The organism is Bosea sp. 29B (assembly GCF_902506165.1).
Classification (GTDB): domain Bacteria; phylum Pseudomonadota; class Alphaproteobacteria; order Rhizobiales; family Beijerinckiaceae; genus Allobosea.
In genome coordinates this window covers 2,155,199-2,178,835 of the sequence record NZ_LR733817.1, presented here as the reverse complement: position 1 = coordinate 2,178,835, position 23,637 = coordinate 2,155,199, and the positions used below count along the sequence as shown (strand labels likewise).

General features: G+C 67.3%; 26 protein-coding genes. 10 read left to right on the top strand and 16 right to left on the bottom strand.

Annotated features, from left to right (window positions below; all coding sequences use genetic code 11):
* Positions 1 to 7 precede the first annotated feature (7 nt).
* Positions 8 to 1,024: a DUF4105 domain-containing protein gene (locus GV161_RS10665; protein ID WP_152013166.1), complete on the top strand. Its 1,017-nt coding sequence runs from the start codon at positions 8 to 10 to the stop codon at positions 1,022 to 1,024.
* Here the strand turns inward: GV161_RS10665 and GV161_RS10660 are convergent.
* Together GV161_RS10660 and phaZ are read right to left on the bottom strand one after the other, a co-directional pair.
* Entirely contained in the window at positions 1,015 to 1,755 is a 741-nt protein-coding gene (locus tag GV161_RS10660; protein WP_152013167.1) for a SprT family zinc-dependent metalloprotease, read from the bottom strand. The genes GV161_RS10665 and GV161_RS10660 overlap by 10 nt on opposite strands.
* A gap of 51 nt (positions 1,756 to 1,806) precedes the next feature.
* The gene (gene phaZ / locus GV161_RS10655; protein ID WP_152013168.1) at positions 1,807 to 3,108 is read right to left on the bottom strand and encodes a polyhydroxyalkanoate depolymerase; all 1,302 of its coding nucleotides are present in this window, start codon (positions 3,106 to 3,108) and stop codon (positions 1,807 to 1,809) included.
* A 184-nt stretch (positions 3,109 to 3,292) separates the two neighbouring features.
* Between phaZ and GV161_RS10650 the strand changes: the two genes are divergently transcribed.
* The 3 genes from GV161_RS10650 (at position 3,293) to GV161_RS10640 (ending at position 5,704) form a co-directional block, all read left to right on the top strand.
* The gene (locus GV161_RS10650) at positions 3,293 to 4,642 is read left to right on the top strand and encodes an ActS/PrrB/RegB family redox-sensitive histidine kinase (protein ID WP_152013579.1); all 1,350 of its coding nucleotides are present in this window, start codon (positions 3,293 to 3,295) and stop codon (positions 4,640 to 4,642) included.
* Between the two features lie 85 nt (positions 4,643 to 4,727).
* On the top strand, positions 4,728 to 5,297 hold the full coding sequence (locus tag GV161_RS10645) for an ActR/PrrA/RegA family redox response regulator transcription factor (RefSeq protein WP_152013169.1): 570 nt from the start codon (positions 4,728 to 4,730) through the stop codon (positions 5,295 to 5,297).
* The gene (locus GV161_RS10640) at positions 5,294 to 5,704 is read left to right on the top strand and encodes a group III truncated hemoglobin (protein ID WP_152013170.1); all 411 of its coding nucleotides are present in this window, start codon (positions 5,294 to 5,296) and stop codon (positions 5,702 to 5,704) included. Before GV161_RS10645 ends, GV161_RS10640 begins: the two co-directional genes overlap by 4 nt.
* On the opposite strand, the gene GV161_RS10635 is transcribed toward GV161_RS10640, so the two are convergent.
* Complete coding sequence (locus GV161_RS10635) at positions 5,701 to 6,162, bottom strand: MmcB family DNA repair protein (protein ID WP_152013171.1); 462 nt, start codon at positions 6,160 to 6,162, stop codon at positions 5,701 to 5,703. The genes GV161_RS10640 and GV161_RS10635 overlap by 4 nt on opposite strands.
* 80 nt (positions 6,163 to 6,242) lie before the next feature.
* On the opposite strand from GV161_RS10635, the gene GV161_RS10630 reads away from it, so the two are divergent.
* Complete coding sequence (locus GV161_RS10630) at positions 6,243 to 7,262, top strand: glycosyl transferase (RefSeq protein ID WP_244623942.1); 1,020 nt, start codon at positions 6,243 to 6,245, stop codon at positions 7,260 to 7,262.
* The gene (locus GV161_RS10625) at positions 7,259 to 8,188 is read left to right on the top strand and encodes an NAD-dependent epimerase/dehydratase family protein (RefSeq protein WP_152013172.1); all 930 of its coding nucleotides are present in this window, start codon (positions 7,259 to 7,261) and stop codon (positions 8,186 to 8,188) included. Before GV161_RS10630 ends, GV161_RS10625 begins: the two co-directional genes overlap by 4 nt.
* On the opposite strand, the gene GV161_RS10620 is transcribed toward GV161_RS10625, so the two are convergent.
* The 3 genes from GV161_RS10620 to GV161_RS10610 form a co-directional block, all read right to left on the bottom strand.
* Positions 8,109 to 10,076, bottom strand: coding sequence for an SDR family NAD(P)-dependent oxidoreductase (locus tag GV161_RS10620; RefSeq protein WP_152013173.1), 1,968 nt, complete (start codon positions 10,074 to 10,076; stop codon positions 8,109 to 8,111). The two genes, GV161_RS10625 and GV161_RS10620, sit on opposite strands and share 80 nt — an antisense overlap.
* Before the next feature lie 57 nt (positions 10,077 to 10,133).
* Positions 10,134 to 10,730 (bottom strand): TetR/AcrR family transcriptional regulator, encoded by a 597-nt coding sequence (locus GV161_RS10615; RefSeq protein WP_152013174.1) that lies wholly within the window; start codon positions 10,728 to 10,730, stop codon positions 10,134 to 10,136.
* A gap of 154 nt (positions 10,731 to 10,884) precedes the next feature.
* Entirely contained in the window at positions 10,885 to 12,363 is a 1,479-nt protein-coding gene (locus GV161_RS10610) for a cobyric acid synthase (RefSeq protein ID WP_152013175.1), read from the bottom strand.
* A gap of 260 nt (positions 12,364 to 12,623) precedes the next feature.
* Here GV161_RS10610 and GV161_RS10605 point away from each other — a divergent pair, with 260 nt between their 5' ends.
* Positions 12,624 to 13,775, top strand: coding sequence for an aminotransferase (locus GV161_RS10605; RefSeq protein ID WP_152013176.1), 1,152 nt, complete (start codon positions 12,624 to 12,626; stop codon positions 13,773 to 13,775).
* On the opposite strand, the gene GV161_RS10600 is transcribed toward GV161_RS10605, so the two are convergent.
* The 7 genes from GV161_RS10600 to hisF form a co-directional block, all read right to left on the bottom strand.
* A complete protein-coding gene (locus GV161_RS10600) occupies positions 13,776 to 15,164 on the bottom strand; it encodes a hypothetical protein (RefSeq protein WP_152013177.1) in 1,389 nt (462 codons plus the stop codon).
* Between the two features lie 143 nt (positions 15,165 to 15,307).
* Complete coding sequence (locus GV161_RS10595) at positions 15,308 to 15,658, bottom strand: RidA family protein (RefSeq protein WP_152013178.1); 351 nt, start codon at positions 15,656 to 15,658, stop codon at positions 15,308 to 15,310.
* 61 nt (positions 15,659 to 15,719) lie between these two features.
* A complete protein-coding gene (locus GV161_RS10590; protein ID WP_152013179.1) occupies positions 15,720 to 16,169 on the bottom strand; it encodes a YqaA family protein in 450 nt (149 codons plus the stop codon).
* Complete coding sequence (locus tag GV161_RS10585) at positions 16,169 to 16,696, bottom strand: DUF1697 domain-containing protein (protein ID WP_152013180.1); 528 nt, start codon at positions 16,694 to 16,696, stop codon at positions 16,169 to 16,171. Before GV161_RS10585 ends, GV161_RS10590 begins: the two co-directional genes overlap by 1 nt.
* A 32-nt stretch (positions 16,697 to 16,728) precedes the next feature.
* The gene (coaA, locus tag GV161_RS10580) at positions 16,729 to 17,703 is read right to left on the bottom strand and encodes a type I pantothenate kinase (RefSeq protein WP_152013181.1); all 975 of its coding nucleotides are present in this window, start codon (positions 17,701 to 17,703) and stop codon (positions 16,729 to 16,731) included.
* Positions 17,704 to 17,777: 74 nt separating this feature from the next.
* Positions 17,778 to 18,098, bottom strand: a complete 321-nt coding sequence (locus tag GV161_RS10575) for a phosphoribosyl-ATP diphosphatase (RefSeq protein ID WP_152013182.1) — start codon at positions 18,096 to 18,098, stop codon at positions 17,778 to 17,780.
* 3 nt (positions 18,099 to 18,101) lie between these two features.
* Positions 18,102 to 18,866: an imidazole glycerol phosphate synthase subunit HisF gene (gene hisF, locus GV161_RS10570; protein WP_092159819.1), complete on the bottom strand. Its 765-nt coding sequence runs from the start codon at positions 18,864 to 18,866 to the stop codon at positions 18,102 to 18,104.
* Between the two features lie 153 nt (positions 18,867 to 19,019).
* On the opposite strand from hisF, the gene GV161_RS10565 reads away from it, so the two are divergent.
* The 3 genes from GV161_RS10565 to GV161_RS10555 all read left to right on the top strand — a co-directional run bounded on the left by GV161_RS10565 (position 19,020) and on the right by GV161_RS10555 (position 21,735).
* A complete protein-coding gene (locus GV161_RS10565) occupies positions 19,020 to 19,817 on the top strand; it encodes a transporter substrate-binding domain-containing protein (RefSeq protein ID WP_152013183.1) in 798 nt (265 codons plus the stop codon).
* Between the two features lie 201 nt (positions 19,818 to 20,018).
* Positions 20,019 to 20,804 carry a transporter substrate-binding domain-containing protein gene (locus GV161_RS10560; protein ID WP_152013184.1) on the top strand — a complete coding sequence of 262 codons (786 nt, stop codon included), beginning with the start codon at positions 20,019 to 20,021 and terminating at the stop codon, positions 20,802 to 20,804.
* Positions 20,805 to 21,030: 226 nt separating this feature from the next.
* Positions 21,031 to 21,735, top strand: coding sequence for a carbonic anhydrase (locus GV161_RS10555; RefSeq protein ID WP_152013185.1), 705 nt, complete (start codon positions 21,031 to 21,033; stop codon positions 21,733 to 21,735).
* A 31-nt stretch (positions 21,736 to 21,766) separates the two neighbouring features.
* On the opposite strand, the gene hisA is transcribed toward GV161_RS10555, so the two are convergent.
* Genes hisA through GV161_RS10540 form a run of 3 tightly spaced genes read right to left on the bottom strand, consistent with a single transcriptional unit; the run spans position 21,767 to position 23,630 of the window.
* A complete protein-coding gene (hisA, locus tag GV161_RS10550; RefSeq protein WP_152013186.1) occupies positions 21,767 to 22,504 on the bottom strand; it encodes a 1-(5-phosphoribosyl)-5-[(5-phosphoribosylamino)methylideneamino]imidazole-4-carboxamide isomerase in 738 nt (245 codons plus the stop codon).
* Positions 22,492 to 23,148 carry an imidazole glycerol phosphate synthase subunit HisH gene (gene hisH, locus GV161_RS10545; protein ID WP_152013187.1) on the bottom strand — a complete coding sequence of 219 codons (657 nt, stop codon included), beginning with the start codon at positions 23,146 to 23,148 and terminating at the stop codon, positions 22,492 to 22,494. Before hisH ends, hisA begins: the two co-directional genes overlap by 13 nt.
* Entirely contained in the window at positions 23,145 to 23,630 is a 486-nt protein-coding gene (locus GV161_RS10540) for a DUF2628 domain-containing protein (protein WP_152013188.1), read from the bottom strand. Before GV161_RS10540 ends, hisH begins: the two co-directional genes overlap by 4 nt.
* Between the last annotated feature and the right edge of the window lie 7 nt (positions 23,631 to 23,637).

The window sequence follows — 23,637 nt, the reverse complement described above, 5'->3', positions numbered from 1 at the left end:
GGCGGCGATGAGCCGCCTCTTTTTCGTTCTCCTGCAGCTTCTGCTGACGCTCGTGGTCCTCGGCATGGCCGTCTGGGGCGTCGGGCTCCTGATTTTCCGTCTGCCTGGTGCGATCGGCATCGCCGCCGCGGTCGGCTTCGGCCTCGCCGCGCTCGCCGGCGCGATCGGCATCTGGAGCGGCGCGCCGCGCCTGCCGCTCGCCTTCGCCGTGCTGTTCGTCAGCCTGCTCGGCTGGTGGAGCAGCCTCAAGCCCTCGCATGACCGCGACTGGATTCCCGAACTCGCCCGGCTTCCCGAGATCGCACGCGAGGGCGACCGGCTGACCGTCGCCAATCTGCGCAATTTCCGCTGGCGCACCGAGGCCGACTATGATCAGCGCTGGGAAACGCGCAGCTACGACCTGACGAAGATCGAGGGCGCCGACCTCTTCCTGTCCTACTGGTCGGGCGAGGCGATCGCCCATCTGCTCGTCAGCTTCACCTTCCGCGACTCGCCGCCGCTCACCTTCTCGATCGAGGTGCGGCGTGAAAAGGGCGAGGAATGGTCGTCGCTCGCCGGCTTCTTCCGGGTCTACGAGATGGCCTATGTCGCGACCGACGAGCGCGACGTCGTCGGCCTGCGAACCCATGCGCGCGGCGAGGATGTCCGGATGTTCCGCCTGCGCACCTCGCCCGAGCAGGCGCGAGAGATCCTGCTGGCCTATGTCGCGGATGTGAACCGGCTGGCTGGCCAACCGCGCTGGTACAACACGATCGCCACCAACTGCACGACGGTCGTCTACCGACTCGTGCGCTCGGTGGCACCCGGGTGGAGCTTCACGCCGCCGCTCGATCCGCGTGTCATCCTGTCCGGCTATCTGCCGGGCTATCTCAAGGACATCGGCGCGGTCAGGCAGGACCTGCCGCTCGACGAGCTCGTCCGGCGCGGCCGGATCAGCGAGCGGGCGAGGACGATATCGCTCGACAGCCCCGATTTCTCACGGCTGATCCGCGAGGGCGTGCCGACCGCAAGACCTCAGCCATAGCCGTGCAGGCTCGCGCCATGGCGCTTGAGCCAGGCTTCCGCTTCCTCGGTGCGCGGGCAGAGCTTGTGCGTCAGCGCCCAGAAGCGATGCGAATGGTTCATCTCCTTGAGATGCGCGACCTCATGGGCGGCGAGATAGTCGAGCACCAGCGCCGGGGCGAGGATCAGGCGCCAGGAGAAGCTGAGATGGCCCTTCGAGGAGCATGAGCCCCAGCGGCTGGTGGTATCGCGCAATGTGATCTTGCGGGCGGGGATGCCGAGGACCGCGGTATGGGTGCGCACCGCCTTTTCAAGATCGGCCAAGGCCTCGCGGCGCAGGAAATCGCTGACCCGGCGCGCGACATGGGCCGCCTCGCCGCAGACCGCGATGATCGGCTCGCCCTCGGCCGAGAGCGCCGCGCGGGTCAATCCGCGCACCTTGGTCCAGTGCACGATCCGGTGCGGCACGCCGCGCAACGGCACGACGGCGCCTGGCTCGAAGGCGACACCCTGCGGGCGCTTAGCCATGCGCGCCGCGATCCAGCCGCCATGCTTCTCGGCGAAGACGCGGCCGGTGGTGAAGTCGACGCGCTCGGGCAGGGTCAGGGTGATCTCGCCGGTCGCCTGCGAGACGCGCAGCGTCAGCCGGCGCGCCGTCGCGCGTCGCTTGACGGCGACCGGGTAGAGCGTGCCGGCATGGGCGACCTCGATCCGGTCGGGATCGGGCTGGCGCCTGAACAGGGAGAACCGCATCCCGGCAATTGTGCGGGATTCGCAGCGGGAGCGGAAGAGGGCGGGCTTAACTCAGCCCGCGACCTTCAGCGCCTTGCGCGCCGTCTCCGCGGTCTCGTTGCGGCGCTCCTTGGCCGCCTTCATGTCGAGGGTCAGCATGAAGTCGGCAATGCGCGGGGCGATCTCGGAGCGGAAGCGCGAGCCGTTGAAGACGCCGTAATGGCCGACGCCCTTCTGCAGGTACTCGACCCGCATGTCGTCGGGGATGTTGACGCACAGATCATGCGTCGCCCTGGTCTGGCCGACGCCGGAGATGTCGTCGTTCTCGCCTTCGACCGTCATCAGTGCGACGCTGCGGATCGCCTTGAGGTCGACCGGCTTGCCGCGATGCATCATCTCGCCCTTGGGCAGAGCGTGTTTGACGAAGACGGTGTCGACGGTCTGCAGGTAGAACTCGGCGGTCAGGTCCATCACCGCCATGTACTCGTCATAGAAGTCGCGATGCTTCTCGGCCGAATCGCCGTCACCGGCGATGAGATGCTTGTACATGTCGTAATGCGCGGTGAGATGGCGGTCGAAATTCATCGCCATGAAACCGGAGAGCTGCATGAAGCCGGGATAGACCTCGCGGAAAGCGCCGAGATGCGGGAACGGCACGCGGGTGATGCAATTGCGACGGAACCAGTCGGTGCCGCGCTCCATGGCGAGCTGGTTGACCGCGGTCGGCGAGCAGCGCGTGTCGATCGGCCCGCCCATCAGCGTCATCGAGCGCGGCGACGAGGGATCGCCCTCGGCCTCCATGCGGGCGATCGCGGCGAGCACCGGCACGGAAGGCTGGCAGACGGCCATGACATGGGTGTCGGGGCCGAGCTTGTGCAGCATGGCGATGACGTAATCGACATAGTCGTCGAGATCGAAGCGGCCGGCCGCGAGCGGCACCAGGCGAGCATCGACCCAGTCGGTGATGTAGACCTCGTGATCGGGCAGGAAGGCCTCGACGGTGCCGCGCAGCAGCGTGGCGTAATGGCCCGACATCGGCGCGACCAGCAGCACCTTGGGCTGCGGCTTGCGGCGACCTTCGATCTTGCGGTCGAAATAGATCAGGTTGCAGAAGGGACGCTGCCAGACGACGCGCTCCTCGACCTCAACCTTGACGCCGCCCATCGTGGTGGTGTCGAGCCCGAAGGCCGGCTTGCCGTAGCGGCGCGTGGTGCGCTCGAACAATTCGCAGGAGGCGGCGATCGTGCGGCCGAACGGGGTATAGGTCAGCGGGTTCGCCGGGTTCTTGAAGGCGAGCTGCATGGCGTCGGACATGGCCCGCGCCGGGCTGACCATCATATGAACCGCCTCATAGGCGTGGTAGGCGAACGACATGGCGGCCCTTTCGCTCTTTCGCAGCGCCGCATCCCACGATGCAGTGCAGCAAGGGAATGCAGCCTAAGTAGAATTTATTCTGATTCAATCGTCCAAAGGGCTAAGATTTCCTTGTGATGCCGATTAGCCACAGCTTCCTCCTTCCTGGCCGCTTGCGGCATTGCGAAAATTGCGCGCCGTGACGATCGCCGACCTCGTTCCATCCGCCCCTGGCGGCACACCGCGCCATTTGCGGCTCGACACGCTGGTGCGCCTTCGCTGGCTGGCGATCGCCGGCCAGAGCGTCGCCGTCGCCGGTGTGCATTTCGGGCTCGGCTTCTCGCTGCCCTTCGGCTGGTGCTTCCTCGCCATCGCCGTCTCGGCCTGGCTCAACATCGCCCTGCGCATCCGCTTCCCGCTCAGCCACCGGCTGCGGGAGGGCGCGGCGACGGCGCTGCTCGGCTTCGACATCCTGCAGCTCGCGGCCCTGCTCTATCTCACCGGCGGCCTGCAGAACCCGTTCGCGATCCTGTTCCTGGCGCCAGTGATGATCTCGGCGACGGCGCTGCCGCCGCGACACACGCTGGCCCTCGGACTGCTCGCCGCTGTGCTCGCGACACTGCTCACCATCTTGCACTGGCCGCTGCCCTGGGCCGGGAGCGAGCGCCCGGTGCTGCCGCCGCAATACCAGCTCGGCAACTGGATCGCGCTTTTGCTCGGGCTCGGCTTCACCGGCATCTATGCTTGGCGCGTCGCCAAGGAGGCGCGCGACCTGTCGGAGGCGCTGGCCGCGACCGAGCTCGTGCTGGCACGCGAGCAGCACCTCTCGCAGCTCGACGGCCTCGCCGCCGCCGCCGCGCATGAGCTCGGCACGCCGCTCGCCACGATTGCGCTGGTCGCCCGCGAGCTCTCGCGACTCGCCCCGGCCGAAGGCGAGATGGCGGAGGACATCACCTTGCTGCGCGAGCAGGTCGAGCGTTGCCGCGGCATCCTCGGCAAGCTCGCCTCGCTGCAGGACGACGATGCCGGCCCGCTCGACCAGCTCTCGCTCAGCCTGTTGATCGAGGAAGCCGCCGGGCCGCAGCGGCCCTTCGGCGTGCCGTTCGAGATCGCGCTGATCGGCGAGAAGCCAGAGCCGGTCTGCCGGCGCAATCCCGGCATGAACTACGGGCTCGGCAACATCGTCGACAACGCCGTCGACTTCGCCCGCTCCAAGGTGACGATCACGGCGCAGTGGACCGACGTAGCCGTCATCCTGACCATCGCCGATGACGGGCCGGGCTTCACGCCGGAAGTGCTGCTGCGCGCAGGCGATCCCTATCTTTCGCGCTCGCATGACAAGGAATCGCGCGCCGGCGGCGGCCTCGGCCTCGGCCTGTTCATCGCCAAGACGCTGCTGGAACGCAGCGGCGCGACGCTGGAATTCTCCAATTTGCCATTGCCGGCGACCGGCGCCAGCATCCGGATCACCTGGTTGCGGGCCGTGTTCGAACGCGACGATCGACCCACCGGACCTTCAAACCCGGAGCTTTTGGCCCCATATGCGACAGAATGAGGCGTTGCGGCGTTTCAGCGCGTCGCGCAATCGGTAGAATGGATATTAAGCCGGACAGTTACCCGCCCGGCAGGAGATGATGGCGATGGACACGGCGCCGATGACAGGCGAGCTCACCGATACGGCCGGCAGGGACATGTCTCTTCTGCTCGTCGACGACGACAAGCCGTTCCTGAACCGCCTCGCCCGCGCCATGGAAGGCCGCGGCTATTCGGTGAGGATCGCAGAGTCCGTCCAGGCCGGGCTCGCCGCGGTCGAGGAGGCGGCACCGGCCTATGCGGTGATCGACCTGCGCCTCGGCGACGGCAACGGGCTCGACGTGATCGCCCGTCTCAAGGAGAAGCGCCCGGATGCACGCGGCGTCGTCCTGACCGGCTACGGCAATATCGCGACCGCGGTCAGCGCGGTGAAGCTCGGCGCTTATGACTTTCTCGCCAAGCCCGCTGATGCCGACGAGATCCATTCGGCGCTGGCCGCAGGCCCCAATGCGCGTCCGGTGCCGCCGGAAAACCCGATGTCGGCCGACCGCGTGCGTTGGGAGCACATCCAGCGCGTCTATGAACTGTGCAGCCGCAATGTCTCGGAGACGGCGCGCCGGCTCGGCATGCACCGGCGAACCCTGCAGCGCATCCTCGCCAAGCGCGCCCCGCGATGAGCGGGACGGCGCTGCCGGAGCGCATCAGCGAAGAGCTGATCGCCGAGCTGGTCGACACCTTCTACGGCCGGGTGCGGCTGGACCCGCTGATCGGCCCGATCTTCCTCGAAAAGCTCGGCGACGATTGGGACGCCCATCTCGCCAAGCTGCGTGATTTCTGGTCGTCGGTGACGCTGATGAGCGGGCGCTATCGCGGCAAGCCACAGCAGGTCCACATGCCGCTTCCGCTCGAGATGCAGCATTTCGAGCGCTGGCTCGCGCTGTTCGAATCGACGGTCACCGAGCTCTGCACCGGCCCAGCCAGGTTCCTGTTCATCGACCGCGCCCATCGCATCGCCGACAGCCTGCAGATCAGCCTGAACATCGGCCCGAAGGCGCTCGTCCTGCCGGCGCGCGCGGCGAGCTAGGTTCCCGGATCCTCCAGAAGCGCCAGCCGCCCGGCCGCCAGCCTGGCGAAGGCGATGGCCAGCATTTTCCGGCGCGCCGGTGCCAGCTGATGGCGCGGCGGCTCGCGCAGCAACTCGCCGCCAAAGGCGTCGGCGACGATCAGGCCGACATCCTCGGGCAGGACCTCTAGCGGAAATTCCGGAGCGACCGCGAAGAGGAAACCGTCGCAATAATCGCGGTAATCCGGCCATTTGCCATCGACGCGGTAATCCTCGATCCCCGACTTGACCTCGACCACCAGCAATTCGCCGGATGGCGAGAGCGCGACGATGTCGCCGCGCCGGCCATTGGCGAAGGTCATCTCCTTGACGATGGCATAGCCGCGCTCGCGCAGATGGCGCGAGGCGCCGCGGCAGACGGCACGGGTGATCTCCGGCCGCGCAGGCGGCGGATTGAGGGCGGAATCGGAGAGCGCCATATCTGTTATGTTCTTCTTTTGTGCTCGCCGATGCAAGAGCTGCTTGCGGCAAGCAGCCGGATGGCTATGGTCCGCCCGCCTTGGAACGTTTCGCGCCCCTCCTGCTGATCGCATTCGCCGCCGGCCTGGCCTTCGTGCTGTGCCTGGCCCTGCGGCCTCTGATGATGCGCTATGCGCTGGCGCGGCCGAATGCCCGTTCCAGCCACCGCACGCCGACGCCGCAGGGCGGCGGCATCGCCGTGCTCGCCGGTGCTTTCCTGGCGTTGGGACTCGCGCTCGCCTTCATTCCGATGGATGTGGGCGCCCGGCAAGGCCTCGTCCTGGTCATGGCCGCCTCCGCTTTGCTGGCCGTGGTCGGCGCCTGGGACGACATCAGGCCACTCTCGCCGGCGCTGCGCCTGCCACTGCAATTCCTCTGCGTCGGCATCGTCGTCTTCTACGCCGCGCCCGACGTGCGGCTGCTGCCGGAGACATTGCCGCTCTGGGCCGAGCGCGTCCTTGCCCTGATCGCCGGTGCCTGGTTCGTCAACCTCGTCAATTTCATGGACGGGATCGACTGGATCACCCTCGCGGGGCTGGTGCCGCTCGCCGCCGCGATCGTGCTCGCTGCCGGCCATGGCATCGTCGACCCCGCCACCGGCCTTCTTGCCGCGGCGCTGCTCGGCGGCCTCCTCGGCTTTTCCCCGCTCAACAAGCCGGTGGCGCGCATCTTCCTCGGCGATGTCGGGGCTTTGCCGCTCGGCCTGCTCGGAGCCTATCTGCTCTACCGCCTCGCCGGCACCGGCGCGCTGACCGCAGCGCTGATCCTGCCGCTCTATCACGTGATGGATTCGACGATCACGCTGCTGCGCCGCCTGGTGCGAGGCGAAAAGGTCTGGCAGGCGCACCGTTCGCATTTCTACCAGCAGGCGACCGATAACGGCTTCAGGGTCATCGAGATCGTCGCGCAGATCGGCCTGCTCAATCTTGCCCTGATCGCACTCGCAGCGATCAGCATCGCCGTGCCGGCACTCTGGGCACAGCTCGGCTGCCTGTCGATGGCGCTGGCGCTGACGATCGGCCTGCTGCGCCGCTTCTCGCGCAAGCGGGCGCGGCCATGAGCGAGCGCATCCTGCTCACCGGCGCGAGCGGCTTCGTCGGCCAGCATCTGCTGCGCGACCTCGCCGCGCGCGGCTATCGCGTGCGGACGGCCGGGCGGGCCGCAAAGCCTGCCAGCCCCGATGTCGAGCATGTCGCGATCGGCGATCTCGGCGCGCCGATCGACTGGCAGCCGCTGCTCGACGGCGTCGACCACGTCGTCCACAGCGCCGGATTGGCCCATGCCGACGGCGACATCCCGGAGGACCGCTACCAACAGGTCAACACGCAGGCGACGCTGGCGCTGGCGCGGGCAGCGCAGGCGGCAGGCGTGCGGCGCTTCGTCTTCCTGTCCTCGATCCGGGCGCAGGCCGGGCCGATTGGTAGCAAGCCACTGACCGAGGCCGATACGCCTGCCCCGACCGACGCCTATGGCCGCTCCAAGCTGGCGGCCGAACAGGGGCTCGCCGGGCTCGATCTCGACTGGGTCGCGCTGCGGCCGGTGCTTGTCTACGGGCCGGGGGTGAAGGCCAACATGGCGGCGCTCCTCAAGCTGGCGAAGCTGCCTGTGCTGCTGCCGCTTGGTGCGCTCTCAGCGAAGCGCTCGCTGCTGGCGATCGAGAACCTCACCGATGCGGTTGCCTTCGCGCTGACGGGGGCCTGCCCGGCCAGGCGCAGCTACATCGTCGCCGATCCGGAGCCCCTCTCGGTCGCGCAGATGCTCGCCGCGATGCGCGCCGGCCTCGGACGCGGGCCAGGGCTGATCCCCGTCCCGTCGGCGCTGCTGGCGCTGGCAGCTCGGCTCGCCGGGCGCGCGGGCGCCTATGAGCGATTGGCGAACGGGCTCGTCGCCTCGCCGGCTGCGCTGATCAAGGCTGGCTGGCGGCCGCCTGCGGAGACGAAGGCTGCGCTGGCGCAACTGGCGGCAAGCCGGGCCGACGCCGGCTGAAATCGGGGATCGCCGCTTCGAGCACCGCCTCGGCGCCGAGCCTGTCCTGCGCTGCCAGCGCCCGCTCGAGCTCGTCGAGCCAGCCCTGCATGCGTTCGCGGCCGGCGAAGATCGGCTTGGCCGCCATGACACCGTCGAGCCCGGTCTCGGCCATCGGCTCGTCCTTGGCGAAGAGGATCTCGTTCAGGCGCTCGCCCGGCCGGACGCCGGTCACGGCGATCTCGATGTCGACGCCCGGCTCATAGCCGGCGAGGCGGATCATGCGCTCGGCAAGATCCATTATCTTGAGCGGCTGACCCATCTTCAGCACATAGACGGCGGCGCGCTCGTCCTGCGCCTCGTGCTCGGGCGCATGAGAGGCCGAGGTCAGCACGAGGTCGCAGGCCTCGCGGATGGTCATGAAGTAGCGGATCATCTCCGGGCTGGTGACGGTGACCGGCCCGCCGCGCTCGATCTGCGCCTTGAACTTCGGCACCACCGAGCCGACCGAGCCGAGCACGTTGCCGAAGCGGACCGCGACGAGGCGCGTGCCGCGATTGCCATTGGCGAACTCGGCATCGCGCGCCTGGGCGTACATCTCGGCGAAGCGCTTGGTCGCGCCCAGCATCGAGACCGGCTCGATCGCCTTGTCGGTCGAGATCATCACGAAGATGCCGGCGCCGGCGGCAATCGCCGCCTCGATCGCGACAACCGAGCCGAAGATGTTGGTCTTGATGCCCTCGCCCCAATCGGCCTCAAGGTAGGGCACATGCTTCAGCGCGGCGGCATGGATGACGATGTCGGGCGCGAAGGCCTTGAACAACGGGCCGAGACGGGCCTCGTCGCGGACATCGGCGAGCGCACCGGTGACCCGCATCGGGAGATCCTGGGCGGCCAGCGCCTCGGTGACGTGGAACAGCGCCGGCTCGGAATTCTCGACGACGAGCAGTTCCACCGCGCCGAAGGCAGCGCAGCGCAGGCAGATCTCCGAGCCGATCGAGCCGCCGCCGCCGGTGACGATGACGCGCTTGCCCTTGAGGAAGCCTTCGAGCCGCGCCCGATCGATCTTGACCGAGGGGCGCACCAGGAGGTCCTCGATCTCCAGAGGAGCCAGCTCATTGCCGCGCATGCCCTCGCCGAGCGTATCGAGCCGCGAGATCGGGATGGCGAGTTTGCGGGTGTGGGCGAGCCATTTGTCCGGCTCGGCCTCGGGCGCGAGCGCGCTCGGCGTCGCGACGATACGGCGGAACGGCTCGCCGCGCTCGCTGGCGTCGGTCGCGATCGTGTCAATCTGCGAGAGCAAGCCGAGCACCGGCACGCCACGGATGGACTGCCCGAGATCATCGGGCCTCGGCGAGAGGACGCCGGCCGGCCGCATCTTGCCCATCGCGCCCGATTCCATCGCCCGGATCACGATTTCGATGTCGACGGCGCGGCCGAGCAGCAGGGCCGGCAGGCTGGCCCCGCGCGCGGCCTGGTGCTTGGAGCGGGAATATTTGAAATAGCGATAGGCCAGGCGCGGGCCACCCAGCAGCGCAACCTGCACCAGCCAATAGAGGACAATCGTGATCTTGCCGAAAAAATAATAGCCGTAGAGATTCGGCGCGACGAGCACGTAGTCGACGACCAGCAAGGTCAGGGTCAGGACCGTGACCGCCCGGACGATGTTCGAGAGATCCGGCAGCGAGGCGAACCGCCATTTCGAGCGATAGAGCTGGAAGAACCAGTACACTGCCCCGGCATAGGCGACGAAGAAGGGCAGGATCTTCGGCAATTGCCGCATCCGCTCCTCGAACAGCCAGCCATCGAAGCGCACGGCGAAGACGAAGACGATCGCGAGCGCCGTCATCGCCAGGTCATGGGCGACCACGGCGAGCTTCTTGGCGCTCTGTTTGTTGAGATTCAGCATGCGCGGCGGGGTATCCCGCTCCGCCAGCGCCTTGTCAACGCAGGTCGGAGCTGCCGGTCAGGCAGCGGAGCGGACGGCGCCCAGCCCGGCGAGGATGAAATCGATCATCTCCTCGACGGTCGGGCCGGGAAGCTCGGCACATTGGCCGAGCAGGAGCGGATGACAGAAGCGCAGCATCGCCATGCGTACACAATGGGTCGCGGTAACCGGATCGCGGGCGGTGAACTCGCCCCTGGCGATGCCGTCGGCGACGACGGAGCGCAGGATCGCGTCATAGCGCTCGATATGGCCGCGGATGACGTCCCAGCTCTCCTCCATGGCGCAGGCGACCATTTCATGCAGGCGGTGGTTGTCGAGATAGCGGGCCGCATTGATGCGGCAGGTCGCGGCGAGGATGTCGCGCAGGCGCTCGCTCGCCGGACGCTTCTCGGCGGCGATCGCTGCGACGGTCGCCTCGAGTTCGCTCATCGAGCGCTCGGCAACGGCCTCGTTGATCGCCTTCTTGGAGTCGAAGAAACGATAGACATTCGCCGGACTCATGCGCAGCGACTTGGCGATATCGGCGACAGTGGTCTTCTGATAGCCGATCTGGCGGAAGAACCGCTCGGCGACATCGATGATGTCGTGCCTTGTATCGCGCTCTACTGTGCTCATGCCACAGCAACTTCCCGGTCTGTTGACTTGTTCCCGTAGGCCGTCTGCGGACGCCATCGTTGACTATGACGAATTTCGTCATTCGTCAACAAATTGAACGGCAAAGCTTTATTTGTGTTCTCCTGACAGTTTTTCGCAAAACACCCGTTCGATGTCAGGAGCGCGAACGCGCCAATGCGAGGATGGCGTCGATGTCGAGATGGCGTTCCAGATGCCCGGCCAGGCGGTCGAGCGCCGCTTCCACGGCAGGTTCATAGGCTTCACCCTCCGCCAGCGGCTTTCCCGCCAGATTTTCGAGCCAGGCGCGGCGCAGCGGATCCGAGGTCAGGACGCCATGGAGATAGGTCCCGACCACCCTTCCGTCGGCGCTGCGGGCCCCTTCCGACCGGCCGTCGACGCGGAACGGTGCCCGCGCGCGGTCCGGCCCGTCGCTGACGCCGAGATGGATCTCGTAGGCGCGGCCCGCCGTGCCGCTCTCCGGATGGGCGACCGCGACCTCGCGCACCGTCTTGTCCGGCGTGAGCTCGGTCTCGATATCGAGCAGGCCGAGCCCGGGGGCGGCGCCGGCCGGGCCTTCGAGCCCGAGCGGATCGCGCACGGTCTTGCCGAGCATCTGGTAGCCGCCGCAGAGACCGAGGACATGGCCGCCGCGGCGGCGATGGGCGAGGATGTCGATATCCCAGCCCTCCTCCCGCAGCCTGGCGAGATCGCGCAGGGTCGTCTTCGAGCCTGGCAGGATCACCAGGGCGGCGTCGCCCGGCAATGGCGTGCCGGGGCCAATGAAGACAAGCTCGACGCCGGGCTCGAGCTTGAGCGGATCGAGATCGTCGAAATTGGCGATGCCGGGCAGGACCGGCACGGCGATCTTCAGCGCGCCATCGCGAGCTGGGGCGCCCCGGATCAAGTCGAGCCCGTCCTCGGCCGGCAGACGCGCGGCATCGGCGAACCAGGGCACGACGCCGAGGCTCGGCCAGCCGGTCGCCCTAGTTATCGTGTCGAGCGCAGGCGTGAACAGGCCGACATCGCCACGGAAGCGGTTGATGGCGAAGCCGCGGATCATCGCCCGGTCCTCGGCATCGAGCACGGCATGGCTGCCGACGAGGCTGGCGATGACCCCGCCGCGGTCGATATCGCCGACGAGGATCGCCGGAACGCCGGCAGCACGCGCAAAGCCGAGATTGGCGATGTCGCGGGCGCGCAGATTGGTCTCGGCCGGCGAACCAGCGCCCTCGACCAGGATCAGGTCGGCGCCGTCGCTCAGTCGCTCGAAGCTCTCCAGCACCTTCGGCAGGAAATCGCCGCGGCGGCTGAAATCCCCCGAGGAGAGATGGCCGGCGACACGGCCCTGCAGGATGATCTGACTGCCGCGGTCGCTCTCAGGCTTGAGCAGCACCGGGTTCATGTCGACGTCAGGCGCGATCCGGGCGGCGCGCGCCTGCAGTGCCTGGGCCCGGCCGATCTCGCCCTGTGCGGTCGCAGCGGCATTGTTCGACATGTTCTGCGGCTTGAACGGGCGGACCTTGAGCCCGCGATCGGCGAAGAGGCGGCAGAGGCCGGCGACGAGCAGCGACTTGCCGACATTGGAGCCGGTGCCGAGCAACATCAGGGCAGGGATTCGATGGGAGGGATGCATGGAGCCTGCCTAGCTCGCTTCCTGCCCCAGAAAAAGCTCACCGATCCACGTCAGCGTCCCACGGCTCCAAAGGGGCGAAGAAACCGCAGAAGTGCTGGCGTGAACCGGCTGAGAGGTAGAAAACACTGACTACTGACGAATGTCAATATTCATCACTCCGCATAATCTGCCACTTTTTCGGGACGATGCACACCGGCGTTGCGCGTGCTATGGCGGCATCCGAGCCTTTACGCCCGCCTTCCCGAGTGAAGCCAGCCGCGATGAACCCAATCTTCTCCGCCCTTCCGACGACGATCTTCGAAACCATGTCGCGGCTCGCGCGCGAGCACCAGGCCGTCAATCTCGGCCAGGGCTTCCCCGACGATCCCGGCCCCGAGGATGTCCGCCGCAAGGCGGCGCAGGCCGTGATCGAGGGCTGGAACCAGTACCCGCCGATGATGGGCCTGCCTGAGCTGCGCCAGGCGACGGCGACGCATTTCCGGCATTGGCAGGGTTTGGAGCTCGATCCGGAGGCCGAGGTGATGATCACCTCCGGCGCGACCGAGGCGATCGCCGGGGCGCTGATGGCACTCATCTCGCCCGGCGACGAGGTCGTGCTGTTCGAGCCGATGTACGACGCCTACCTGCCGCTGGTGCGGCGTGCCGGCGGCATTCCCAAATTCGTGACGCTGACGCCGCCGCATTTCGGGCTCAGCGAGGAGGCGCTGGCGAAAGCCTTCTCGCCGAAGACCAAGGTGGTGCTGTTCAACAACCCGCTCAACCCGACCGCGACCAATTTCAGCGAAGCCGATCTCGACCTCCTGGCCTCGTTCTGCGTCCGGCACGATGCGTGCGCGATCTGCGACGACGTCTGGGAGCATGTCGTCTTCGACGGCCACCGCCATCAGCCGTTGATGAGCCGGCCCGGCATGCGCGAGCGTACGGTCAAGATCTCCTCGGCCGGCAAGATCTTCTCGCTGACCGGCTGGAAGGTCGGGATGGTGATGGCGGCGCCCGAGCTGATGCGCGTGCTCGCCAAGGCGCACCAGTACATCACCTTCACCACGCCGCCGAACCTGCAGGCGGCGGTCGCCTATGGCCTCGGCAAGGACGACGCCTATTTCGAAGGGATGCGCGCCGATTTCCAGCGCTCGCGCGATCGCTTCGCCGGCGGCCTCAACGATCTCGGCTTCAGCGTGCTGCCGAGCGCCGGCACCTATTTCCTCAATGTCGACATCAGCCCGCTCGGCGAGAGCGACGACGTCGCCTTCTGCCAGCGACTGGTCGCCGAGCACGGCGTCGCCGCGATCCCGGTCAGCGCCTTCTACGCGGAAGGGGCGGTGCGCAATGTCGTGCGCTTCTGCTTCGCCAAGCACGATGCGACGCTGGACAAGGCGCTGGAGCGGCTCGCTGCCCTGCGCGTCAGGGCCTGATCAGCTTTTCCGAAGGGTCTCGACGAGGACTGCGGCCCGCCGCAACTTCGGCTCACGCCGCTTGGCCTCGGCTGCGAGGCCAAGGCCGCGCAGCGTCTCGATCGCCATGACGAGTTCGGTGGTCGCCTTCTCAGCCTCAACGCGGTCGCGGATGCGCTCAGCCAGCTCCAGCCGCGCCTCGGCCCGGTTGGCGGCGCTTTCGGCCCAGAGCGAGGGCACGATCTCACGGCGCCTGACGTCCAATGCCGCGTCGAAGGCGGCGATCGCTTCCTCCAGCACGACTGGCTCGTTGTAATAGCCGGCGAGGCCGACCAGCGCGGCCCCGATCCGGTCCTGCACCTCGGCCCATTCAAGCGGGGCGCTCTCGCGCGGCCGGTCGTCGAGCACCAGCTTGAAACAGTTCACCGCCGCTTCGAAGGCCGAGACGCCGCTGGCACGAAGGCCGAGCGCGACATGGGCCTTGCCGAGCTCCCATTGCAGCCGGCCCCATTCACGCGGCATGTCGGCGCGCGTCATCCCTGACAGTCCGGCGCGGAAGGCGGCAACTCCATCGTCGAGCAGGCCGGCATCGTCCTCGATCTCGCCGAGCCGGGCCAGCGCCTCGCCGAGCCTGGTCTGCAGCGTGGTCCAGAGGCGCGGCGCCTTGGCGCGCTGCAGATCCTCCAGGGTCGTGCGGTAGATTTCGACCACCTGCCGTAGCAGGGAGCCGCCGCCCTCATAATGCGACAGGCCGGTGAGAGAGCGCGCCAGCCGAAGCTGCGTCTCCGCCCAGGGCACGGTCTGGTCGAAATTGTCGAGCTTGGCGAGCAGGCCACGCAATTGGCCGATCGAAGCGACGAAAGCGGACTTGTCGGAGAAGTCGGCGCCGCGCCGCGCCAATGCATCGGCCTGCATCCAGGCATAGGTGAGCCCGCTGCCAGCTTCAGCGGAATCGGCGATCAGCGCCGCCTCGGCATAGCGCTCGGCGGCTTCGCCATAGGCTTTCGGATTGAGATGCAGCATCGCCACCGCACCACGATCGGCACGCCCGGCAGCGGCGGCGAGCAGGCGGTCGCGGGAGAGCGCATCGGGAGCGGCCGCGCCATCGAGATTGCGCTGCTCGGCCAAGGCGAGCAGGCGGTCGGCTTCGGCGAGCCGGCCCTCGGCCAGCGCCTGGATGGCCAGCGCCTGCAATCTGTCGCGTTCCGGATCGTTGCCGGCCGGCCTGGCGAGCCGGGTCTGCAGGCTGCGGAAATCTCCGGCGCGGCGCGCCAAGTTGTTCTCGATCCGAGTGAAGTCGGGCTTGCCGGAGGCGTCGCCCATCGAGGCGAGCACCCCGAGCAACAGCGCGGGGGGAACACCCTCGCGCTGCGAGACACGGGCCAGGATGGTAGCGAGCTCCGGATTCACGTTTCCCGCCACCCTAGATCACGATGAATTTGGATCGAATCGATCCAAACTCATAAAACGTGATCGATTCTAAGAATTTAGAGCAGGATTCCAGCGAAAAACCGGTTCCCACTTTTTCGCATCCTGCTCTAGTGCGACAGCGATCAGATCGCGGCGATGACCGCGATCTCGACCGTGAACTGCGGTCCGGCGAGCTTGGCCTCGACGGTGGCGCGGCCCGGCGTGTTGCCGGCCGACACCCAGCCGTCCCAGACGGCGTTCATCTCGGCGAAGGTCGACATGTCGGAGAGCCAGATGTTGACCATCAGCAGCTTCGACTTGTCGGTGCCGGCCTCAGCGAGGAGCCCGTCGATGATCGAGAGAATGTCCTTGGTCTGCTCGCCGACGCTCTTGCCGGCAGCCTTGTCGGCGACCTGACCGGCAAGATAGACCGTGTTGCCATGCACGACGGCCTTCGACATGCGCGGGCCGGGGGCGATGCGCTTGATGCTCATGATCTGGTCTCCATCAGAAGGGGCCTCGCTGGTAGCCCGAGACCGGAATCCGCGCAAATGCTTATGCAGCAGCGGCCCAGCCCGCCCAGAGCAAGGCATAGCGTGCCGACTTGCCGATGAACACCAGCAGGATGAAACGTAGCAGCGGATAGTTGAGCGAGCCCGCAACGAAGGTCAGCGGATCGCCGCCGATCGGCAGCCAGGAGAAGAGCAGCGAAGGCCAGCCGAAGCGGGCGAACCAACCCTGCGCCTTGGCGAAGCGCACGGGATCGGGCCGCAATCGCGCCGGCAGGCGCTCGACGCCGCCCGTCGCGATCAGCCGGCCGAGCCACCAGTTGACGACCGAGCCGGCCGTGTTGGCAACCGAGGCGACGATGAAGAGCAGCGTCGGATCGACCGATTTCGCCGCCAGGAGCCCGATGAAGACAGCCTCGGACTGCGCCGGCAGCAGCGTCGCGGCGACGAAGGCAGCGCCGGCCATCAGGCCGAGGGACGCGAAATCGAGCGGCATCAGTCCAGCATCGTGGCGAGCGCTTTGACGGTGTTGGCGTTGCGCAGCGTTCCGATGCCGAGCTTCTTCGTCGTCAGATGCGAGAGCAGCCTGGTCTCGCTCGGCCTGCCACCGAAATCGATCCAGAGGTCGCCGTCGGAGAGGGCCAGCGCAATGCCGGGCGCGGCGAGCCCGCGGAGCATGGAGAGGACGTCAGAGCCGAGCGGCTTTCGCATGACGCGGATACCGATATCGGCGCCATTCCCTTCAGGGAACGGGTTTTGGGCGGCGAGCCGCCGCCAGTCCCCGGCCTTACGCGCGATGATGTCGACATGCTTGCCGAAACGGGCGCGGAAGCCCGCTTCCAGCCGCCCCTCGACCGCCGCGAGAGGCGCATCCTCGCCCTCGAAGATCAGATTGCCGGTGGCGACCCAGCTGCGCACGTCGCCAAAGCCCGCCTCCGCCGCCATGGCCTTGAGGTCCGCCATGACCACGCGCCCGCCGGGGCCGAGCACGATCGAGTGCAGCAGGGCGACATAGATCGTCATCGTGTTCTGGACCCGGCGGCTCGATGCCCGCCCTAGAGCCGCCGCAGCGCGACCTGCTGGATGCGGTGGCTCGCGCCCTTGGTCAGGATCAGGCTGGCGCGCTGGCGGGTCGGCACGATGTTCTCGCGCAGATTGGGCAGGTTGATGCCGGTCCAGAGCTTCTCGGCGATGGAGAGCGCCTCCTCCTCGCCGATCTCGGCGTATTTGCGGAAGAAGGAGCGCGGATCGCGGAAGGCGGTCTGGCGCAGCGTCATGAAGCGGTTGACGTACCAGCGGTGCAGGTCGTTCTCGTCGGCGTCGAGATAGACCGAGAAGTCGAAGAAGTCCGACACGATCGGGGTGACCGTGCCGTCCTTCGGCAGGCGGCTCGCCTGCAGCACGTTGAGCCCCTCGAGGATCAGGATGTCCGGCCGCTCGACTGTGACCTGCTCGCCGGGCACCACGTCGTAGACCAGGTGCGAATAGACGGGGGCGCTGACAGCGCGCTTGCCGGCCTTCACATCCGAGAGGAAACGCAGGATCGCAGCGCTGTCATAGCTTTCCGGGAAGCCCTTGCGCTGCATCAGGCCGCGTCGCTCGAGCTCGGCATTGGGCAGAAGGAAGCCGTCGGTGGTGACGAGCTCGACCTTGGGCGTGTTCGGCCAGCGCGAGAGCAAAGCCTTCAGCACGCGCGCCGTGGTCGACTTGCCGACGGCCACCGAGCCGGCGACGCCGATGACATAGGGGACCTTGACCTCGGCCTCGGCCATCAGGAAGCGCTGCGTCGCCTTGAACAGCCCTTGCGTTGCGGCGACGTAGAGTGAGAGCAGGCGCGAGAGCGGCAGGTAGATCGCGACGATCTCGTCGAGCGAGATCGGGTCGTTGATCGATTGCAATTTGGTCAGATCGTCGACCGAGAGCGTCAGCGGTGCATCGGCCCGCAAATGCGCCCACTCGTCGCGCGAGAAGCTGCGATAGGGCGAGACCAGATCGGGGGCGGATGGCGCCGCGAGCGGACGCTGGTCCATGATACCCCCCGTATTCCAAGCTTCGAGGTTCAACGCGACCGCCTCGACTTTCAAACCTTGGGCACGACCAGGCCCTAACGGGGCCGCGCCGCCTTTTCGGCCAGGCCGGAGCGCGCGGTACGGGCCTCAAGCTGGCTCAAGACGTCCCGCAATGCAACATCGCGGGACTTCAGCACGACCAAAAGATGATAAAGCACATCGGCGCTCTCGGCGATCAGTTCGTCGCGATCACCTTTCACGGCCGCGATGACGGCCTCGACCGCCTCCTCGCCGAATTTCTTGGCGGCGCGCTCGGGCCCGGCGGCGAGGAGCTTGGCCGTCCAGGATTCCTCCGGCGCGGCGCTCGCGCGCTCGGCAACGATGCGTTCGAGATCGGCGAGGGTGAAAGTCGTCATCGCTCAATCCAGCCGCATCGCCAGCCCGGCGGCGGCCATGTGCGCCTTGGCCTGCGGGATGCTGTAGGTGCCGAAATGGAAGATCGAGGCGGCGAGCACGGCCGAGGCATGGCCGTCGCGCACGCCGGCAACGAGGTCGTCGAGGTCGCCGACGCCGCCCGAAGCGATCACCGGCACCGAGACCGCGTCGGCAATGCGCTGGGTCAGGCCGATATCGTAACCCGATTTCGTGCCGTCGCGGTCCATCGAGGTCACCAGCAACTCGCCGGCGCCGAGCGAAACGACCTCGCGCGCAAAGGCGATGGCATCGATGCCGGTGGCGTTGCGCCCACCATGGGTGAAGATCTCCCAGCGACCGGGCGTGACCTGCTTGGCGTCGATGGCGACGACGATGCACTGGTCGCCGAACTTTTCCGCGGCTTCCTTGACGAAGGGGCGGTTGGTCACCGCCGCGGTGTTGATCGCGACCTTGTCGGCGCCGGCCAGCAGCAGTGCGCGGATGTCCTCGACCTTGCGCACGCCGCCGCCGACGGTCAGGGGCATGAAGCAGGCCTCGGCCGTACGGGTGACGACGTCGAGCAAGGTGCCGCGCGCCTCATGGCTCGCGGTGATGTCGAGGAAGCAGAGCTCGTCGGCGCCTGCCGCGTCATAGGCTTTGGCCGCCTCGACGGGATCGCCGGCATCGACGAGATCGACGAACTTGACGCCCTTGACGACACGGCCGTCCTTGACGTCGAGGCAAGGGATGATGCGGGTCTTCAGGGTCATCGGTGGGCCTGCCCGAGCGGGAGCGACAAAAACGGGTCGGCGCATATAGCGCCGCCGCTGCACTGCACGCAAACGCAGCGCGCACCGGCCGGATTGATCGCCGCCACGATCCCTGCTCTCTTGCGCGCCACAAGCAAAATCGAGGGGATTTTCATGACGATCACATCGCCCTTCAAGGGCCTGAAACTGGCTGTGCTGAGCGCCGTGGCCGGGCTCGGTGTGAGCGCCGCCGCGCTGGCACAGGCTCCGGCCAGCCAGCTCGAGACGATCCAGAGCCGCGGTGCCCTGCAGGTCTGCACGACCGGCGACTACAAGCCGTTCACGCTCGCCAAGGACGGCAGCTTCGAGGGCATCGACATCGAGCTCGCGAAATCGCTGGCGAAGGCCATCGGCGTCGAGGCCAAGTTCGTGCAGACGAAATGGGCCGACCTGATGAACGATTTCACCGGCGGCAAATGCGACATCGCCATGGGCGGCATCTCGGTCACGCTCGACCGGCAGAAACGCGCCTTCTTCTCCGCGCCCTATCTGATCAACGGCAAGGCGCCGATCGCGCGCTGCGCCGATGTCTCGAAGTTCCAGACCGTCGCCGACATCGACAAGCCGGAGACGCGCGTCATCGTGAATCCCGGCGGCACCAATGAGCGCTTCGTGCGCGCCAACTTCAAGCAGGCCAAGATCGAGATCTTCCCGGACAATGTCACGATCTGGGACCAGATCCTCGCCGGCAAGGCCGATATCATGGTGGCTGAATCGATCGAGACCAAGGTCCAGGAGAAGATCCGGCCGGGCTTGTGCGCCATCAATCCCGACTCCCCCCTGCAATATGGCGAGATGGGCTATCTGCTGCCGCGCGGCGACACCGTCTTCAAGGCCTTCGTCGACCAGTGGCTGCACCTCGCCAAGGCGACCGGCGAGTTCGGCACGATCTACAACCAGTTCGTCCGCTGATCCTTCAGCCTGGCTGCGCCGCTCCGCTGACAGATCGCGGCGCGGCGCAACCTGAAGCATGTTTCGGCACAGCGGGATGCAACGCCTGCTAGGCGAGCGATGCGTGCCCGGCACGGGCGCCCTCGCCTGCATGGCGGTTGAACCTGCCCCTGCACGCTGCTCTCCTTGCGGCAACGACAAAAGAGGGGACGAGGGCTTTTCATGCTGTCGACGATCATCCGCGGTGCGTTCGCCACCGCCTGCGCAGGCTTGTCCTCGATCGGCACCGTCCAGGCGCAAGCGCCTGCGAGTGCGCTCGATGCGATCCAGAGCGCCGGCACGCTCCGCATCTGCACCACCGGCGACTACAAGCCGTTCACCAATGCCGTCGGCGAGAGCTTCGAGGGCATCGACATCGAGATGGCGAAGTCGCTCGCCAAGGCGATCGGCGTCGAGCCGAAGTTCGTGCGGACGAAATGGGCCGAGTTGATGGCCGATTTCACCGGTGGCAAATGCGACGTCGCCATGGGCGGCATCGGCGTGACGCTGGAACGGCAGAAGCGCGTGTTCTACTCGGAGCCGGCACTGCGGACCGGCAAGATTCCGCTGGCACGCTGCGCCGACAAGGACAAGTTCCAGAGCGTCGCCGACATCGACAAGCCCGGCGTCACCGCGATCGCCAATCCCGGCGGTACCAATGAGCGCTTTGCCAAGAGCAACTTCAAGCAGGCCAAGATCACGCTGCACCAGGACAATGTCGGCATCTTCGACGAGATCCTGGCCGGGCGCGCCGATGTGTTCGTCACCGAGGCGATCGAAGCGACCGTGCAGCAGAAGCTGAAACCGGGCCTCTGCGCGATCAATCCCGACAAGCCGCTGACCTTCATCGAGATCGGCTATCTGCTGCCGCGCGGCGACGTGATCTTCAAGGCCTTCGTCGACCAATGGCTGCACATCGCCAAGGCCACCGGCGAGTACCAGCGCTATTACGAGCAGTATCTGCGCTGAGGTTCCGGCGGTTCCGGGTGGAAGCATCCTGGCCGGTGGTCGAAAGACCGCGAGCCGGCCGGTTCACCCGTCGTTCACGCTCGTGCCAGCCGGATCGATCATTGCACGATTTGCGCTGTCAGTTGCCGTCGGGGAAGCCTAGCATCGGCAGCGCTGACAAAGCACGCGCCGCGCGCTGATCCCGAAGCGTGCCGAAGCGCATCCTACCCATGCGAGGATTGCGACGATGTGCGATCATTGTGTTTCGGCCGCCGGCAAGCTTACGCGTCGCAGACTGTTTGCCGCCGGCGCCGGCTTGGCCCTCGCCAGCGCGCTGCCCATGCCTTTGCTGGCGCAATCGGCCGCGGTCGGCCCCGACGAAGCCCTGAAGCGGCTGGTGGACGGCAATGCCCGCTATGTTTCGGGGAATCTCAGCGAGCGCGACTTCTCGGCCGGGCGGGTAGCGCGCGCCGATTCGCAGGCGCCCTTCGCCTCGATTCTGAGCTGCGCCGATTCGCGCGTCGCGCCGGAACTCGCCTTCGATCAGGGGCCGGGCCAGCTCTTCGTCACCCGCGTCGCCGGCAATTTCGTCAATGCCGACGTGTTGGCGAGCCTCGAATATGGCGCGCAGGTGCTGGGCTCGCAGCTCATCCTGGTGCTCGGCCACAGCAATTGCGGTGCCGTCTCGGCGACCATCGACGTGGTCAAGAACAAGACCAAGCTGCCGGGACGCCTGCCGTCACTGACCAATGCGATCAGGCCGGCTGTGCTCGCGGCGCAGAAGGAGGGGGCGGCCGACCTGCTGAAGGCCGCTACCATCGCCAATGTCAGGCTCAACGTCGCCAAGCTGCAGAAGGCGACGCCGATCCTGTCGCAGCGCCTCGTGCAGAAGCAGCTCAACGTCGTCGGCGGTGTCTACGATTTGGCGACCGGCAAGGTCGAGCTGGTCTAGGCACCCAACACCCTGCCGGTCGGCGGCCTTCTCAGGCCGCCGCCAGCCGCGCCAGCGCCGCCGCCGGGTCGATCCGGCCGTCATAGAGGGCGCGGCCGGTGATCGCGCCTTCGAGGATCGCGGCATCGGGCGCGCAGAGGCGCTCGATATCGGCCATGGAGGCGAGCCCACCAGAGGCGATCACCGGGATCGTCAGCGCATGGGCGAGCGCGATCGTGCCGTCCCAGTTGATGCCCTGGAGCATGCCGTCGCGGGCGATGTCGGTGTAGACGATCGCAGCGACGCCGGCGTCCTCGAAGCGGCGGCCGAGATCGTCGGCAGCAAGCGCCGAGGTCTCGGCCCAGCCTTCGACCGCGACGAAGCCGTCGCGCGCGTCGATGCCGACAGCGACCTTGCCCGGAAACGCCTTGGCCGCCTCGCGAACGAAGCCGGGATCACGCACCGCGGCCGTGCCGATGATGACACGGGCGATGCCCTTTCCGAGCCAGCCCTCGACCGTCTTCATGTCGCGGATGCCGCCGCCGAGCTGCACCGGAAAGCGCACGCGCTTCAGGATCGCTTCGACCGCAGCCGCGTTCATCGGCTTGCCGGCGAAGGCGCCATCGAGATCGACGACATGCAGCCACTCAAATCCCTGGGCCTCGAAGGTCGCGGCCTGGGCGGCGGGATCGTCGTTGAAGATCGTCGCCTGGTCCATGTCGCCCTGCTTCAGGCGGACGCAGCGGCCTTCCTTGAGGTCGATGGCGGGGAAGAGGATCACGGTGCCCACCTCAGGAAATTGCCGATCAGCTTGAGGCCGAGCTTCTGGCTCTTCTCGGGGTGAAACTGTGTGCCGGCGATGTTGTCCCTCGCGACGATAGCGGTGACCGGGCCGCCGTAATCGGTCAGCGCCAGAACCTCCTGCGGCTTCGCGGCCGTCAGCGCATAGGAGTGGACGAAATAGGCGTGCCAGCCGGAAGGGCCGGTCTCGATGCCGGCGAGCAGCGGGTGCTCGTCCTGCGGGTGCAGCGTGTTCCAGCCCATATGCGGGATCTTCAGGGCGTCGTCCTGCGGACGGATCAGCGCGACGTCGCCAGCGATCCAGCCAAGGCCATTCGTGGTGACGTATTCGAGGCCGCGGCTCGCCATCAATTGCATGCCGACGCAGATGCCGAGGAAAGGCCGGCCCTTGCCGCGGACGGTCTCCTCCAGCGCCTCGACCATGCCGGAGACGGCGTCGAGCCCGTGCCGGCAATCGGCGAAGGCCCCGACGCCGGGGAGCACGATGCGGTCGGCAGCGCGAACCTCGGCGGGATCGCTGGTAACGCGGATGGTCGCGGCAATGCCGGCCTCATTGGCGGCGCGCTCGAAGGCTTTTGCGGCCGAGTGCAGATTGCCCGAGCCGTAATCGACGATCGTGACGGTCTGGCTCATCGTCCGTTCGCCTCGGGGAAGAGACCGATCACCGGCGCGGAACTCGGCGCGAAGCGCATGGGAGCCGGCGCCGTTTCGACGATGCGAGGCGACGCGCCAGCCGGCAGGGCCCGCTCGAAGAAGCGGCGCTCGGCGCTGGAGAGGTCCGGCGCCTCGACCACGTCGACCAGCCGCCAGCCTTTCCGCAGCAGCTTGCGCGCAATCAGGTTCTGGCCCTCGAAGCCGAGGAAGACCGCAAGGGCGGTATGCGACAGCATCACCGCGAGAAAGGAGAAGCCGATCTGGCGCTGCAGATAGACCAGCCCGCCCCAGACCAGCGCATAGAGGATGAAGGCGAGCCAGAGCCGTTTGAACAGCAGCCAGAGACCGCCGAAGACCAGCGCCGAAAAGGTGAAGCTCTCGGGCAGGAGCCTGGCCTGCTCGACCTCCTCGCGCAGCCCGCCAGCGCCCGGCGGCGGGATCAGAGCCTGATAGAACGCCATGGCAGCG